This window comes from Nocardioides daphniae (assembly GCF_004777465.1).
In the GTDB taxonomy this organism is placed as follows: Bacteria; Actinomycetota; Actinomycetes; order Propionibacteriales; family Nocardioidaceae; genus Nocardioides; species Nocardioides daphniae.
Genome location: NZ_CP038462.1, coordinates 1,486,621 through 1,499,234, shown reverse-complemented (window position 1 = coordinate 1,499,234; position 12,614 = coordinate 1,486,621). Strand labels below are relative to the sequence as shown.

At 72.7% G+C, this 12,614-nt stretch carries 10 protein-coding genes and 3 pseudogenes; 4 read left to right on the top strand and 9 right to left on the bottom strand.

Annotation, left to right across the window (positions count from 1 at the left end; all coding sequences use genetic code 11):
* Positions 1 to 140: 140 nt before the first annotated feature.
* A pseudogene (locus E2C04_RS19540) lies at positions 141 to 1,639 on the bottom strand (RNA polymerase sigma factor).
* A gap of 417 nt (positions 1,640 to 2,056) precedes the next feature.
* On the opposite strand from E2C04_RS19540, the gene E2C04_RS07335 reads away from it, so the two are divergent.
* Positions 2,057 to 2,572, top strand: coding sequence for an HNH endonuclease family protein (locus E2C04_RS07335; protein ID WP_158630629.1), 516 nt, complete (start codon positions 2,057 to 2,059; stop codon positions 2,570 to 2,572).
* A gap of 24 nt (positions 2,573 to 2,596) precedes the next feature.
* On the opposite strand, the gene E2C04_RS21310 is transcribed toward E2C04_RS07335, so the two are convergent.
* Genes E2C04_RS21310 through E2C04_RS07325 form a run of 3 tightly spaced genes read right to left on the bottom strand, consistent with a single transcriptional unit; the run spans position 2,597 to position 3,599 of the window.
* Positions 2,597 to 2,917 (bottom strand): HhH-GPD-type base excision DNA repair protein, encoded by a 321-nt coding sequence (locus E2C04_RS21310; protein ID WP_338088819.1) that lies wholly within the window; start codon positions 2,915 to 2,917, stop codon positions 2,597 to 2,599.
* Complete coding sequence (locus E2C04_RS21305) at positions 2,815 to 3,156, bottom strand: HhH-GDP family DNA glycosylase (protein ID WP_338088818.1); 342 nt, start codon at positions 3,154 to 3,156, stop codon at positions 2,815 to 2,817. Before E2C04_RS21305 ends, E2C04_RS21310 begins: the two co-directional genes overlap by 103 nt.
* Before the next feature lie 44 nt (positions 3,157 to 3,200).
* Positions 3,201 to 3,599: a universal stress protein gene (locus tag E2C04_RS07325; protein WP_135832119.1), complete on the bottom strand. Its 399-nt coding sequence runs from the start codon at positions 3,597 to 3,599 to the stop codon at positions 3,201 to 3,203.
* A gap of 130 nt (positions 3,600 to 3,729) precedes the next feature.
* Here E2C04_RS07325 and E2C04_RS07320 point away from each other — a divergent pair, with 130 nt between their 5' ends.
* Complete coding sequence (locus E2C04_RS07320; RefSeq protein WP_135832118.1) at positions 3,730 to 4,158, top strand: hypothetical protein; 429 nt, start codon at positions 3,730 to 3,732, stop codon at positions 4,156 to 4,158.
* Between the two features lie 5 nt (positions 4,159 to 4,163).
* Here the strand turns inward: E2C04_RS07320 and E2C04_RS07315 are convergent, their stop codons facing one another.
* Positions 4,164 to 5,630, bottom strand: a complete 1,467-nt coding sequence (locus tag E2C04_RS07315) for a glutamate-cysteine ligase family protein (RefSeq protein WP_135832117.1) — start codon at positions 5,628 to 5,630, stop codon at positions 4,164 to 4,166.
* Between the two features lie 47 nt (positions 5,631 to 5,677).
* Positions 5,678 to 6,640: a DUF4192 domain-containing protein gene (locus E2C04_RS07310; RefSeq protein ID WP_135832116.1), complete on the bottom strand. Its 963-nt coding sequence runs from the start codon at positions 6,638 to 6,640 to the stop codon at positions 5,678 to 5,680.
* A gap of 158 nt (positions 6,641 to 6,798) precedes the next feature.
* Between E2C04_RS07310 and E2C04_RS07305 the strand changes: the two genes are divergently transcribed.
* On the top strand, positions 6,799 to 8,124 hold the full coding sequence (locus E2C04_RS07305) for a DNA polymerase IV (RefSeq protein ID WP_135832115.1): 1,326 nt from the start codon (positions 6,799 to 6,801) through the stop codon (positions 8,122 to 8,124).
* Positions 8,125 to 8,133: 9 nt separating this feature from the next.
* On the opposite strand, the gene E2C04_RS07300 is transcribed toward E2C04_RS07305, so the two are convergent.
* From E2C04_RS07300 to E2C04_RS20785, 3 genes and pseudogenes are all read right to left on the bottom strand, one after another.
* Positions 8,134 to 8,967, bottom strand: coding sequence for a 5-oxoprolinase subunit C family protein (locus tag E2C04_RS07300; protein ID WP_135832114.1), 834 nt, complete (start codon positions 8,965 to 8,967; stop codon positions 8,134 to 8,136).
* Positions 8,964 to 9,454: pseudogene (locus E2C04_RS21300) on the bottom strand (5-oxoprolinase subunit B family protein). The gene E2C04_RS07300 and the pseudogene E2C04_RS21300 overlap by 4 nt, the downstream one beginning before the upstream one ends.
* Positions 9,455 to 9,606: 152 nt before the next feature.
* Positions 9,607 to 10,295 (bottom strand): annotated as a pseudogene (locus tag E2C04_RS20785) (LamB/YcsF family protein).
* Positions 10,296 to 10,391: 96 nt separating this feature from the next.
* On the opposite strand from E2C04_RS20785, the gene E2C04_RS07285 reads away from it, so the two are divergent.
* Positions 10,392 to 12,560 (top strand): S9 family peptidase, encoded by a 2,169-nt coding sequence (locus E2C04_RS07285; RefSeq protein WP_135832113.1) that lies wholly within the window; start codon positions 10,392 to 10,394, stop codon positions 12,558 to 12,560.
* Positions 12,561 to 12,614 lie beyond the last annotated feature (54 nt).

Sequence of the window (12,614 nt, the reverse complement as noted above, 5' to 3'; positions counted from 1 at the left end):
CCCGGAAACCTAGCCGTTGAGGCCAACCGCGTTCCACATCCCGACACGGCGTGGCCTCCACACGGGAGGCGAAATGCAGGGCGCCCCGCCCGGGAGACCCGGACGGGGCGCGCTGGAGGTGCTGATGCTGCGGTGAGCCCTCAGTCGAGGTAGTCGCGCAGCACCTGCGAACGGCTCGGGTGGCGCAGCTTCGACATCGTCTTCGACTCGATCTGGCGAATGCGCTCACGCGTCACGCCGTAGACCTTGCCGATCTCGTCGAGGGTCTTGGGCTGGCCGTCGGTCAGGCCGAAGCGCATGGAGACCACGCCGGCCTCGCGCTCCGACAGGGTGTCGAGGACGGCGTGCAGCTGCTCCTGGAGCAGCGTGAACGAGACCGCGTCGGCCGGGACGATGGCCTCGGAGTCCTCGATCAGGTCACCGAACTCGGAGTCGCCGTCCTCACCGAGCGGGGTGTGCAGCGAGATCGGCTCGCGACCGTACTTCTGGACCTCGATGACCTTCTCGGGGGTCATGTCGAGCTCCTTGGCGAGCTCCTCCGGGGTGGGCTCGCGACCCAGGTCCTGGAGCATCTGGCGCTGCACGCGGGCGAGCTTGTTGATGACCTCGACCATGTGCACCGGGATGCGGATGGTGCGGGCCTGGTCGGCCATGGCGCGGGTGATGGCCTGACGGATCCACCACGTCGCATAGGTCGAGAACTTGTAGCCCTTCGTGTAGTCGAACTTCTCGACCGCACGGATCAGGCCGAGGTTGCCCTCCTGGATCAGGTCGAGGAAGAGCATGCCGCGGCCGGTGTAGCGCTTGGCCAGCGAGACGACGAGGCGAAGGTTGGCCTCGAGGAGGTGGTTCTTGCGCGGCGGCCGTCCTCCACGATCCACTCGAGCTCCTCGAGGACCTTGGGGGTGATCTTGCCGCCCTTGCCGAGCTTCTCCTCGGAGAAGAGGCCGGCCTCGATGCGCTTGGCGAGCTCGACCTCCATCTCGGCGTTGAGCAGGGGGACCTTGCCGATCTGCTTCAGGTAGTCCTTGACCGGGTCGGCGGTCGCGCCGGCGACCATGACCTGCTGCTCGGGCTCGTCGGTGTCGTCGGCCGCGGAGACGACGAAGGAGGCCTCCTTCTCGTCCTCCTTGATCGTCGGGTCGGCCGCGACGTCCTTCTCGAACTGCTCGTCGGGGATGTCGGGCAGGACCTTCTTGCCGTCGGCACCGATCACCACGGGCTCGTCGGCGAGGTCGACGCCGTCGAGCTCGACCACGTCGTCCGGGGCCGGGGCAGCGGCCTTCTTCGCTGCCGTCTTCTTCGCCGCAGCCTTCTTGGCCGGAGCCTTGGTGGCCTCGGCGGCCGGCTTGGCCGGTGCCTTCTTGGCGGCCTTCGCCGTCGTGGCACGACGGCTGCTCTCCGCAGCGGCGGCGCGCACGGGGGCAGCGCTCACGTCGACGGTGATGCCGACACCACTGAGGTGCGTGAGCAGCGCCTTGAGGTGACGGGGCTCCACCTGGGCGGCATCGCTGGCCTGTCGGACCTGGTCGGGGGTCACGGTTCCAAGGATGGAACCAGCCTCGACCAGGAGGACGATGGCAGGGTGCTGAAGCACCTCAGCGGGGAGCATCTTGCGTGCGCTCGAAGACACTGACACCTCTCGGGGAGCGGAAAAGGGGCGCGGCCAAGCCCGGTAACGTCAAGAGCCGCGTCAGCCATTGTGCCATGGGGTGGGTGAAGATCCACGTCGCCCCGGTCCCGTCCCACCCCGGACGGACCTGCGCCTCCGCCCGGTGTCGCGCCGAGAGCTGTCGGCGCGACGTGGCACCCTTCGGCAGGTGCCTGCCTCCTCCACGCCACCTCGTACGCCGTCGCGCCCACGCCGACGGGCGGCGTCCCTCGCGACCGTGGTGGCGACCGTCCTGGTCGCCGGCGGCGCCTGCTCGCTGGCCGACGGCGGCACGGAGCTCACGCCCACCGGGCCACGCGCGCCGGTGGCACCCGCACCCGTCGACCCGGCCGAGGCGCTGGACGCCCTGACGTCCCTGCCGTCCGTGCCGCGCTCCCCGCCGGGTTGCCGGCCTACGACCGTGACGCCTTCGGCCGCGCGTGGGACGACGTCGAAGGCAACGGGTGCAACCAGCGCGACGACGTGCTTCTGCGTGACGCCGTGCCGGGCACCACGGTCCTCGGTCGCCAGGGCGCGTGCCGCCACGACGTGCTGGCCGGCACCTGGATCGACCCCTACACCGGGCGGGAGCTCGTCCTGGACGACCTCAAGGACCTGCGCCGGGCGCAGGCCGTGCAGATCGACCACGTGGTGCCGCTCGCCGAGGCCTGGCGCTCGGGCGCCAGCCAGTGGTCCTCCGCGCGGCGCCGTGCCTTCGCCAACGACCTCGACGTGCTCCTGGCCGTCGACGGCCCACCAACATGTCGAAGGGTGACGACGACCTGCGCCTGGCGCCCGCGGCAGTCGCACCAGTGCGCGTACGCAGCGCGCTGGGTCGTGGTGAAGCGCGACTGGGGCCTGGCGGTCGACGAGAGCGAGCGGCGGGCGCTCACCGAGATGCTGAGCACCTGCCGGGGGTGACCCGGCCCCCGTGCCGAGCGCAGGTCAGCCCTTGGCCGCCGCCTTCTTCGCCTTCTTGAAGTCACGGACCTTCTGCAGGGAGTCGGCGTCGACCACGTCGGCGACCGACCGGAAGCCCTCGAGGGCGTAGTCGCCGGCCACCGCCTCCCACCCCTGCGGCTTCACCCCGCGCTGCTTGGCCAGCAGCGCCACGAAGATCTGGCCCTTCTGCTTGCCGAAGCCTGGGAGCGCGGTGATCCGCTTCAGCAGGTCCTTGCCGTCCTTCGCCTCGGTCCACAGCCGCGAGGTCTCGCCCTCGTACTGGTCGAGGATGATCTGCGCGATCTCCTGGACGCGCGCCGCCATCGATCCCGGAAGCGGTGGATGGCCGGCGTGGTGGCCGCCATCTCGGCGAAGCGCTCGGGATCAGCGTGGGCCACCTCCTCGACCTCGAAGGAGCCCATGCGCTCACTGAGCTTCGCCGGGCCGCGGAAGGCGTGCTCCATCGGGTACTGCTGGTCGAGCATCATGCCGATCAGCAGCGCGAAGTCGGACTCGGCGAGCAGGGCGTCGGCGGCAGGGTCCTGGCAGATCTGGATGGCCATGGGACCAGCATGCCAGCCGCAGCCGCCGCGACCGCTCGCCGGTGTCAGGCCTTGACGGCCAGGACCGCGCAGGGCGCGTCGAGCAGGATGCGCTGTGAGTTGCTGCCCAGCAGCAGCTTGCCGACCGGGCTGCGGCGGCGCAGCCCGATCACGATGAGCTCGGCTCCGCTGGCCTCGGCCAGGCTGATGAGGTCCTCTGCGGGCTCGAACCCACGCACCATGGTCCGGACGTCGAAGTCGATGCCCTCCTTGCTGAGCCGCTCGCGCACGGCCTCGACCTGCGCGTCGACCCGGCGGGAGTCGTCCCCGTCGAAGTCGCTGCCGCCTCGGTGCGAGCTCACCACGATCAGCTGGGCGTCGCGCAGCCTCGCCTCGAGGACGGCGCGGTCCAGGGCCGCCTCGCCCTCTGCCGTCGCCACGTATCCGACGATCACTGCCCCCATGGGGACCTCCTCATGCCGTGCCGTGCTCCGGGCCAGCCGGACCTGCCCTGACCGTACCTGCTGGTGCGAACCTTGGGAGACCTGTGGAGAGCCCGGCGCGGCGGGCCCGCACGTGGGCCAGAGTGGACCCGTGCCCGACGCCCCAGTCCCCCGGTCCCTGCGCACGGGTCTGCGCTCGGCGGCCCTGGACCTGAAGGACCACCGCTCGCGCGGTCATGTCGCGCCGGTGCTCTGGGTCGGCGTCCCCGGCGACGCCACCCGCTCCCTAGCGTTCGACACCTCCGTGGTGCCGGCGCGCCAGCCCCTCGACCTCGGCGTCCGCACGGAGGTCTCGCTGGCGCTCGCCCACCTCGTACGTCCAGTCGTGCGGCAGCCGCTCTTCTGGGTCACGCGGTCGGGTGCGCCCGACTTGTGCGACCCGGACCTCTCGTGGCTCAGCGCCACCCGCGCTGCCTGCGACGTGCTCGACCTCGAGCACCAGTTCGCCGTGGTGACCCGTGAGGGGTGGCGCCACGAGCCCACCGGTGCGGTCCACCGGTGGAAACGGCTGCGCGCCTGAGGGGCTCACTCCCAGGTGTGCACCGGCTCGTTGGTGTGCATCCGGGTCCGGTACTCCGCCAGCGCGGCGTGCAGCGCGGCGGATCGGTCGTCGTCGCCACCGTGGCGCTTCACCTCACGGATGAACCACGAGGCGCCGTTGGTCCCGGTCATGCAGCGCTGCTCGATGATCCCCAGGTAGTGGTCACGCTCGGCCTGGTCGACGCCCCAGCTCTCCAACCCCTCGTGCGCCAGCGGCAGCAGGGAGCGCAGGGTCAGCTCGGCCGCGCCCACCTGTCCGAAGCCGGGCCAGTAGAGCTGGGCGCCGATGCCGTGCTTCGCGGCCGAGTGGAAGTTCTCCTCGGCCGCGCTGAACGACATCCGGGACCACAGCGGTCGTTCGCTGCGCGCCAGGGCGCGGACCAGGCCGAAGTAGAAGGCGGCGTTGGCGATCATGTCGACCACCGTGGGACCCGCCCCCAGCACCCTGTTCTCGACCCTCAGGTGCGGCTTGCCGTGGGCGATGTCGTAGATGGGGCGGTTCCACCGGTAGACGGTGCCGTTGTGCAGGCGGAGCTCGCGCAGGCTCGGGACGCCGCCGGCGGCGAACACCTCCTCGGGGTCCTCGGGATCGATGACCGGGAGCAGGGCCGGGAAGAAGCGGACGTTCTCCTCGAAGAGGTCAAAGACGGAGGTGATCCACCTGTCGCCGAACCACACCCGCGGGCGCACGCCCTGGGCCTTCAGCTCGGCGCTGCGGGTGTCGGTGGCCTGCTCGAAGAGTGGGATGCGCGTCTCGTGCCACAGCTCGCGGCCCAGCAGGTAGGGCGAGTTGGCGCCGAGAGCCACCTGCACGGCAGCGATGGCCTGGCTGGCGTTCCAGTGGGAGGCGAACTCGTCGGGCGTCGTCTGCACGTGGAACTGCGTGCTGGTGCAGGCGGCCTCGGGCATGATCGAGTCGGTCGTGACGCGCAGCGAGTCAGGACCGTCGATCGCGATCTCGATGTCCTCGCCGCGCGCGTCCAGGATCTGCTCGCTGAGCAGGTGGTAGCGGGAGTTGGAGCTGAGCGCGTCCTCCTCGAAGTGCGTGTCCTCCAGCGTGGGCAGGATGCCGATCATCACGAGGTGGGCGTTCACCTCGCTGGAGCGTTGCTCGGCGCGGTTGAGGCTCTCGCGCAGCCGGGACTCGAAGCCGGAGAGCCCCCCTCCGCGCAGGACGCCCGGCTCGGTGTTGATCTCGACGTTGAACCGCCCGAGCTCGGTCTGGAAGGCCGGGTCGGCGATGGCCGCCAACGCCTCCTCGTTCTTCAGGGCCGGGTCGCCGGCGTCGTCGACGAGGTTGAACTCGACCTCGAGGCCGGTCATCGGGTCCTGGGTGTCGAAGTGTGACTCGGCGAGCATCCGCGCGAACACGTCCAGGCACTGCCGCACCTTGGCCCGGTGGCGGGTCCGGTCGGCCCGGGAGAACTCCTGCGCGTCGACGTCTTCACCCATGTCGTGACGATAACCACACGGGGCCACCCCCGAAACCGTGTCCCACCTCACGCGGCGCCGGAGTCCCGCCTCCCGCCCTCGGACGTACGCGGCACCTCGGGCGCCGCCATCAACGGTTGCCACAGCGTCGGCGGCGCCGCACGGGTCAGCAGGTCCTCGACCAGCCGCGTCAGGGAGCAGGCACCGACGGCGTCCTCGGAGGCCTCGACCGCGCACCACGCCAGGGCGCCGTCGCCGGCGAGCCAGGCGTGGAAGGCAAGGATCGCCGCCGGGGCCGCGCGCTCCTCGGGGACGCACCCGCGCACCACCCGCAGCCACATCTCGACGTGCTGCCGCGCGTCAGCCCGGTCGACCCACGCCCACGCCGCGTCCCGGCCGTCCTGGTCGGCCACCACTCGCTGCAGGCGCGCGACCTCCGCCGCGTCCGGCAGGGTGCCCTGCTCCAGGTGCCGTGCGAGGCAGGAGCGCAGCCACTCGGGGTCGTCCGGCGACGTCTCCCCGGCCAGGTGGTGGGCGACCTCGGCGCAGAGCCTGGGGTCAGGGAACAGCTGGTCCCTGACCGCGCTCCGCGAGCCCAGGACGACCTTGCCGGCAACGACTGCCTCCACCACGTAGGGGTGGGCCAGGGCGTCGTACTCGCGAGGCACCGAGGTCTCGGGCACCACGGAGAGCCATTGACCGCCGTCGGCCGCCACCGCGGCGACCACCTCGATCCCTGCCTCCTCCAACGCCGCCACGAGGTGGGCCCCGACCTCCCGCGCCCGGTGCAGCCCGGCGTAGACGACCACGGCCACCCGCCTCACCCGGTGCCGCGCCAGGGGGTCGAGCAGGCCGTGGGTCAGGTCGGCGAGGTCGGTCTCGTCGAGGACGTCGGCCCGGGCGTGCGGCCCGGCACCGGGCGGCAGCGAGACCACGACGGCGGAGCGCTCCGGGAGGAAGCCGAGCAGCAGCGGCACGCAGGCCAGCAGGTCGTCGGGGGTACGGACGGTGATCGAGGTGTCTGGAGTCATGCGGCGACTCTGGCGCCCGACGCCCCCGCCGGGCCCGGGGCCGAGCGCCCCGCTGTGGACTGCCGCCCCTTGGGGAGAAGGCGTGGCGGTTCGGCGCTGTCGGCGGTGACGACCACAATGGGGGCCATGAGCACGGTCAGCGGGGGCCCGAGGTCCTGATGCGCGCGACCGCCTCGATCCTGCACCTCGACCTCGACGCCTTCTTCGCCGCCGTCGAGCAGCGCGACAAGCCCTCGTTGCGCGGCAGGCCGGTGATCGTCGGCGGCACCGGGGGCCGCGGCGTGGTGGCGACGGCGTCGTACGAGGCCAGGACCTTCGGCGTGCGCTCGGCGATGTCCACGCGCGAGGCGCGCGCCCGCTGCCCGCACGCCGCCTTCCTGTCGGGCCGGTTCCACGCCTACCGAGCCTCGAGTCGCTTGGTGATGTCGGCGCTGCGCGAGGTCTCCCCGCTGGTGGAGCCGCTCTCCCTCGACGAGGCCTTCGTCGACCTGGCCGCCGCCGACCTGCCGGACCTCTCGCTCGACACCGTCACGCAGGTGGCCGAGGACCTGCGCGCCCGCGTGCACGAGGTCACCGGCGGCCTGACCGCCACCGTCGGTGTCGCGAGCTCGAAGTTCATGGCCAAGGTCGCCAGTGAGCTGGACAAGCCCGACGGCCTGACGGTCGTCGCGCCCGGCACCGAGCTCGAGCTGCTGTGGCCGATGCACGTGCGGGTGATCCCGGGGGTCGGACCGGCCACCGTCGAGCGGTTGCGCCGGGACGGCATCCACACCGTCGCCGACCTTGCCCGGGCGAGCGAGGAGGAGGTCGTACGCCTGCTCGGCAAGGCCCACGGGCACGGCCTGCACCGCCTCGCCCACGGCCTGGACAACCGTGCGGTCGTGCCCGAGCGCGAGGCGAAGTCGGTGAGCGTGGAGGACACCTACTCCGAGGACGTCACCGACCGCCTGCTGATGGAGGGCCTGCTGGCGCGCCAGGCCGGCACGGTCGCCCGCCGCCTCGCCACCGCCCGGCAGTCAGGGCGCACGGTCACGATCAAGGTGCGGCTGCACGACTTCACCACGCTGAGCCGCTCCTCGACGCTGGACTCCCCCACCGACGACGCCCAAGTGATCGCCCGCACGGCCCGACGGCTGCTCGGCGAGGTCGACACCACCGGCGGCGTCCGGCTCCTGGGCGTCGGCGTCTCCGGGCTGGCCGACTGGATCCAGGAAGGTCTCTTCGGCGACGAGGTCGAGGAGGAGGCGCCGATCTCGCTCGACGCGGCCCCTCCCTCGCGCCGCCCGGCCTGGGCGCCCGGCTCCGACGTGGTGCACATCGAGCACGGCCCCGGCTGGGTGTGGGGATCCGGGCGCGGCGTGGTCACCGTCCGCTTCGAGACCGCCGAGACCGGACCGGGGCCGGTCCGCTCCTTCTCCCTGGACGACCCCGAGCTGACCCTGCTCGAGCACGGCAGCGACCACGAGGACGCACCCGCCGACTGAGCGCCTCGCTCACACCAGGCGCAGCCGGACCTCGTCGCCGGGACGTGCCTGCGCGCACCACGCCAGGTCGCGGGGGTCGACGACCCCGATGACGGGGTAGCCGCCCGTGGGCGGGTGGTCGTTGAGGAAGACGACCAGCTCTCCCCCGCCGGGTGCCTGCACGGCGCCCAGCACCATGCCCTCGCTGGGCAGCTCACCCGCCCGCCGCTCCACGCGTACGCCCTCCAGCCGCACCCCGACCCGGTTCGACGCCGCCCCCACCCGGGCGACCGCACCGTCGAGCTCGCGCGGGCGAAGCAGCCAGTCCGCCTGCGGCCCCGGGCGCAGCCGCAGCACCGCGGCCGGCCAGGAGGGCGCAGCGACGTCGGTCGCGGCCGGAGCACCGGGCGCGCCCAGGGGAAGCACCGTGCCGGCACGCAGCGCGGGCGGGCCGATGCCGGCCAGGGTGTCGGTGGAGCGTGAGCCGAGGACCGGCTCGGCCACGATGCCCCCGGCAGGGGCGACGTAGGACCGCAGCCCGCGCCGCGCAGCGCCGACGACGACCTCGGTGCCGGCCGGCAGCGTCACCGCGTGGTCGAGCGGGATCGCCCGCCCGTCGGCCGTCACGTCGCAGCGGGCACCGGTCACCGCCAGGGTGCGGGCGACCTCCAGCACGAACCGCACACCACCAAGGGTCGTCTCCAGGAGGGCCGCGTGCTCGGGGTTGCCGACGAGGCGGTGGGCCAGCGTCGCCGACGCGGCGTCGACGAAGCCCGCGCGCGGGACGCCGAGGTGCGCCCAGCCCGGGCGTCCCGCGTCCTGCACGGTCGTCAACGGGCCGGGGTCGATGACACGCAGGCTCATGCGAACACGAACCTCACCCGGGTGCCCGGGACCAGCAGCGCAGGCGCGTCGGTGCGTGCAAGGTCCCAGACCGCGAGCTCGGTGCGACCGAGCAGGCACCAGCCCCCCGGGGACTCCGACGGGTAGATGCCGCACCACTGGTCGGCCAGGCCGACCGACCCGACCGGCACCCGACTGCGCGGCGACGGCAGTCGTGGGACGGCCCACGCGGCCGGCAGCCCGGCGAGGTAGCTGAACCCGGGTGCGAAGCCGGTGAAGGTGGCGACGAACTCGAGCCCGGTGTGCGGGCGACGACCTCGGCGACGGTGACGTCCCAGTGCGCGGCGACCCGGTTGAGGTCCGCACCGTCGTAGACGACGGGGACCTCGACACGCTCCCTGGCTACGACGGCAACGGTCGTCGGGTCCCACCGCGCGACGAGCCGCTCGAGCTCGCCAGCCTGCGTCGGGTCCAGCCCGTCGACCAGGACCGTCGTGGCGGCCGGCACGACCTCGCGGGCGCCCAGGCCGGCGCTGCGCAGGAAGGTCGCCAGGGAGGCGGCCTGCTCGGGCCCCGCCACCCTGACCAGCGACGCGTCGGGGCCCACCCGCACGATGCCCGCGGCGCCCCGCTCCGGCGCCCACCCCACGTCGTACGACCTCACAGCCCATGCAGCCGCCAGCCGGCAGCGCGCAGGGCGTCGCGCACCGCTCGGGCCGTGCCGACCGCGTCCGGGCTGTCGCCGTGCAGGCACAACGAGTCGATGCCGGGGCGGGCGGCCAGGTCGACGGCGCGCGAGGCGACGGCCTCCGCGCCGTGCACCAGGGCCCCGGGAGGTCACGCGGGACGAGCCGTCCCTCGTCGGTGTAGCCCCGGTCGGGGAACGCCTCGGAGTGGACCGCGCGTCCCCGGGCACGGGCCAGGTCGACGAAGACCCCCGGGACCATGCCCAGCACCGGGAGGTCGCCCGACCCCTCCAGCACGGCCGCCGCCTGGACCTCGTCGTCGATGACGCGGTGGTAGAGCGCCCCGTGCGGCTTCACGTAGCGGACGGTGATGCCCGCCGACCGGGCGATCTCGGCCAGCGTCCCGACCTGGTCGGCCACCTGGTCGCGGAGCACCTGCGCCGGCACGTCCAGCGCCAGGCGGCCGAAGTTGTCCCGGTCGGCGTAGGAGACCTGCGCCCCGACGGAGACGCGCGCCGCCGCGGCCCGCTCGCAGACCTCGCGCATGATCGCCACTGACCCGGCGTGGTAGCCGCACGCCACGTTGGCGCTGGAGACGACCTCGAGCAGGGCGGCGTCGTCGGTGATCTCCTCGCCGAGGTCGGCATTCAGGTCCACGTGCACGGGCCCATTCTGACGCCTGCTCCGCGACTCGGCGCACGGTCGGGAGGGCGAGTCGCGTCGACGGTGCTGTCGTCGTTGCCCCGTACGCTGTGCGCCATGCCTGACTCCGCTCCCACTTCGTCCTCCCGACCGCCCGCCGCGCCGCCGGTGGCCGAGCGTCGTCCCGTGAGCCGGGAGCTGCACGGGACCACCCGCACCGACGACTACGAGTGGTTGCGTGAGAAGGACTCCCCCGAGGTGCTGGCACACCTCGAGGCGGAGAACGCCTGGACCGAGCAGGCCACCGCCCACCTGGCCGACCTGCGGGCCACCCTCTTCGAGGAGACCAAGGCACGTACCAAGGAGACGGACCTCTCCGTCCCGACCCGCAACCGCGGCTGGTGGTTCTACGGCCGCACCTTCGAGGGCAAGGAGTACGGCGCCAGCTGCCGCGTCCCGGTCACCGACCCCGACGACTGGACACCGCCGGTCCCCGACGCCGAGGCCCGCGTGGACGAGCCCGCCCTGCCCGGCGAGGAGGTGCTCCTCGACCTCAACGAGCTCGCCGAGGGCCACGAGTTCTTCTCACTCGGCGGCTCCGCCCTCTCGCTCGACGACGCCCTGCTCGCGTACGCCGTCGACACCGCCGGTGACGAGCGCTACACGGTGCGGGTCAAGCGCCTCGCCGGCGGCTCGCTGCTCGACGACGTCGTCGAGGGCGTTCTGGGCGGCGTGACCTGGCATCCCGACAACCAGTCGTTCTTCTACACGACCGTCGACGACGCCTGGCGCTCCGACAAGGTCTGGCGCCACCGGCTGGGCACCGCCCAGTCCGACGACGAGCTGGTCCTCCACGAGACCGACGCGCGCTACTGGGTCGCGGTCGGTCGCAGTCGCGACGACCGCTGGCTCTTCACCGTCTCCGGATCCAAGACCACCACCGAGTGGTCCATCCTCGACACCACCGACCCGGAGGCCGAGCTCACCGTCTTCCACCCGCGCACCGACGGGCTGGAGTACCACCTCGAGCCGGCTGTGATCGCCGGGGCGCCGGTCTTCCTGGTCCTGCACAACGGCAGCGGCCCCGACTTCGAGCTCGCCGTGTCACCGCCCGCGCCGGCGACGCCCGCCCAGTGGTCCCCGCTGGTCCCGCACGACGCGTCCGTGCGCCTCGAGGACGTCGACGCCTTCGCCACGCACCTGGTGCTGCACCAGCGCAGCGAGGGGCTGACCCAGCTGCGCATCCTGCCGCTCGACGCCGACGGCGTGGGCGAGGGACACCTGGTCGAGTTCGACCGGGGGGTCTACACGATCGGGTCCGGCTCCAACCCGGAGTTCGGCCAGCCGACCGTCCGCCTGGGCTACACCTCGCTGGCGGTGCCCTCCTCGGTGTACGACTACGACGTCCGCACCCGCGAGCTGACGCTGCTGCGGCGTACGCCCGTGCTCGGTGGGTTCGACGTCGAGGACTACGAGGAGCACCGGATCTGGGCCACCGCCCGCGACGGTGAGCAGGTCCCCGTCTCGCTGGTCTGCCGCAAGGGCGCACGCGAGGCGGGCCAGCCGCTGCCGACGCTGCTCTACGGCTACGGCGCGTACGAGGCCTCCATCGACCCCTACTTCTCCGTGCCGCGGCTCTCGCTGCTCGACCGCGGCGCCGCCTTCGCCATCGCCCACGTGCGTGGCGGCGGCGAGATGGGGCGTCGCTGGTACGACCAGGGCAAGCTCGAGCACAAGCCCAACACCTTCAACGACTTCGTCGACGTCGCCCGCCACCTCGTGGAGACCGGCTGGTCGTCCCCCGAGACCCTCGTCGCCGAGGGTGGCAGCGCCGGTGGCCTGCTGATGGGCGCAGTCGTCAACCAGGCGCCGGAGCTCTTCGGCGGGGTGGTGGCCAACGTGCCCTTCGTCGACTCCCTCACCACCATGCTCGACGCCACGCTGCCGCTGACCATCGGCGAGTACGAGGAGTGGGGCAACCCGGAGGCCGACCCCGAGGTCTACGCGCTGATGGCTTCCTACGCCCCCTACGACAACGTCGCGGCGGTCGACTACCCGCCGATCCTGGCGGAGACGTCGCTCAACGACACCCGGGTGCTGTACGTCGAGCCGGCCAAGTGGATCGCGAAGCTGCGGGCCACCGCGGTGGGTCGGCGCGACTTCCTGCTCCGCACCGAGATGAGCGCGGGCCACGGCGGCGTCTCCGGGCGCTACAAGGCGTGGCACGACCGTGCCTTCTCGCTCGCCTGGATCCTCGACCGGATGGGGCTGGCCACCTCCTCCTGAGGGGTGCCGCCCGCCTGCGACCACGCCGAGCCTGAGGAAAGCCGGAGAGAGTGC

What these genes read in the sequence shown, in the direction of transcription:
- E2C04_RS07300 (WP_135832114.1), bottom strand. Translation starts at nt 8,967, where the DNA reads ATGAGCCTGCGTGTCATCGACCCCGGCCCGTTGACGACCGTGCAGGAC.
- E2C04_RS21310 (WP_338088819.1), bottom strand. Translation starts at nt 2,917, where the DNA reads ATGGCGGCGCGCGTCCAGGAGATCGCGCAGATCATCCTCGACCAGTAC.
- E2C04_RS07315 (WP_135832117.1), bottom strand. Translation starts at nt 5,630, where the DNA reads ATGGGTGAAGACGTCGACGCGCAGGAGTTCTCCCGGGCCGACCGGACC.
- E2C04_RS07325 (WP_135832119.1), bottom strand. Translation starts at nt 3,599, where the DNA reads ATGGGGGCAGTGATCGTCGGATACGTGGCGACGGCAGAGGGCGAGGCG.
- E2C04_RS07310 (WP_135832116.1), bottom strand. Translation starts at nt 6,640, where the DNA reads ATGACTCCAGACACCTCGATCACCGTCCGTACCCCCGACGACCTGCTG.
- E2C04_RS21305 (WP_338088818.1), bottom strand. Translation starts at nt 3,156, where the DNA reads ATGGCCATCCAGATCTGCCAGGACCCTGCCGCCGACGCCCTGCTCGCC.
- E2C04_RS07305 (WP_135832115.1), top strand. Translation starts at nt 6,799, where the DNA reads ATGCGCGCGACCGCCTCGATCCTGCACCTCGACCTCGACGCCTTCTTC.
- E2C04_RS07285 (WP_135832113.1), top strand. Translation starts at nt 10,392, where the DNA reads ATGCCTGACTCCGCTCCCACTTCGTCCTCCCGACCGCCCGCCGCGCCG.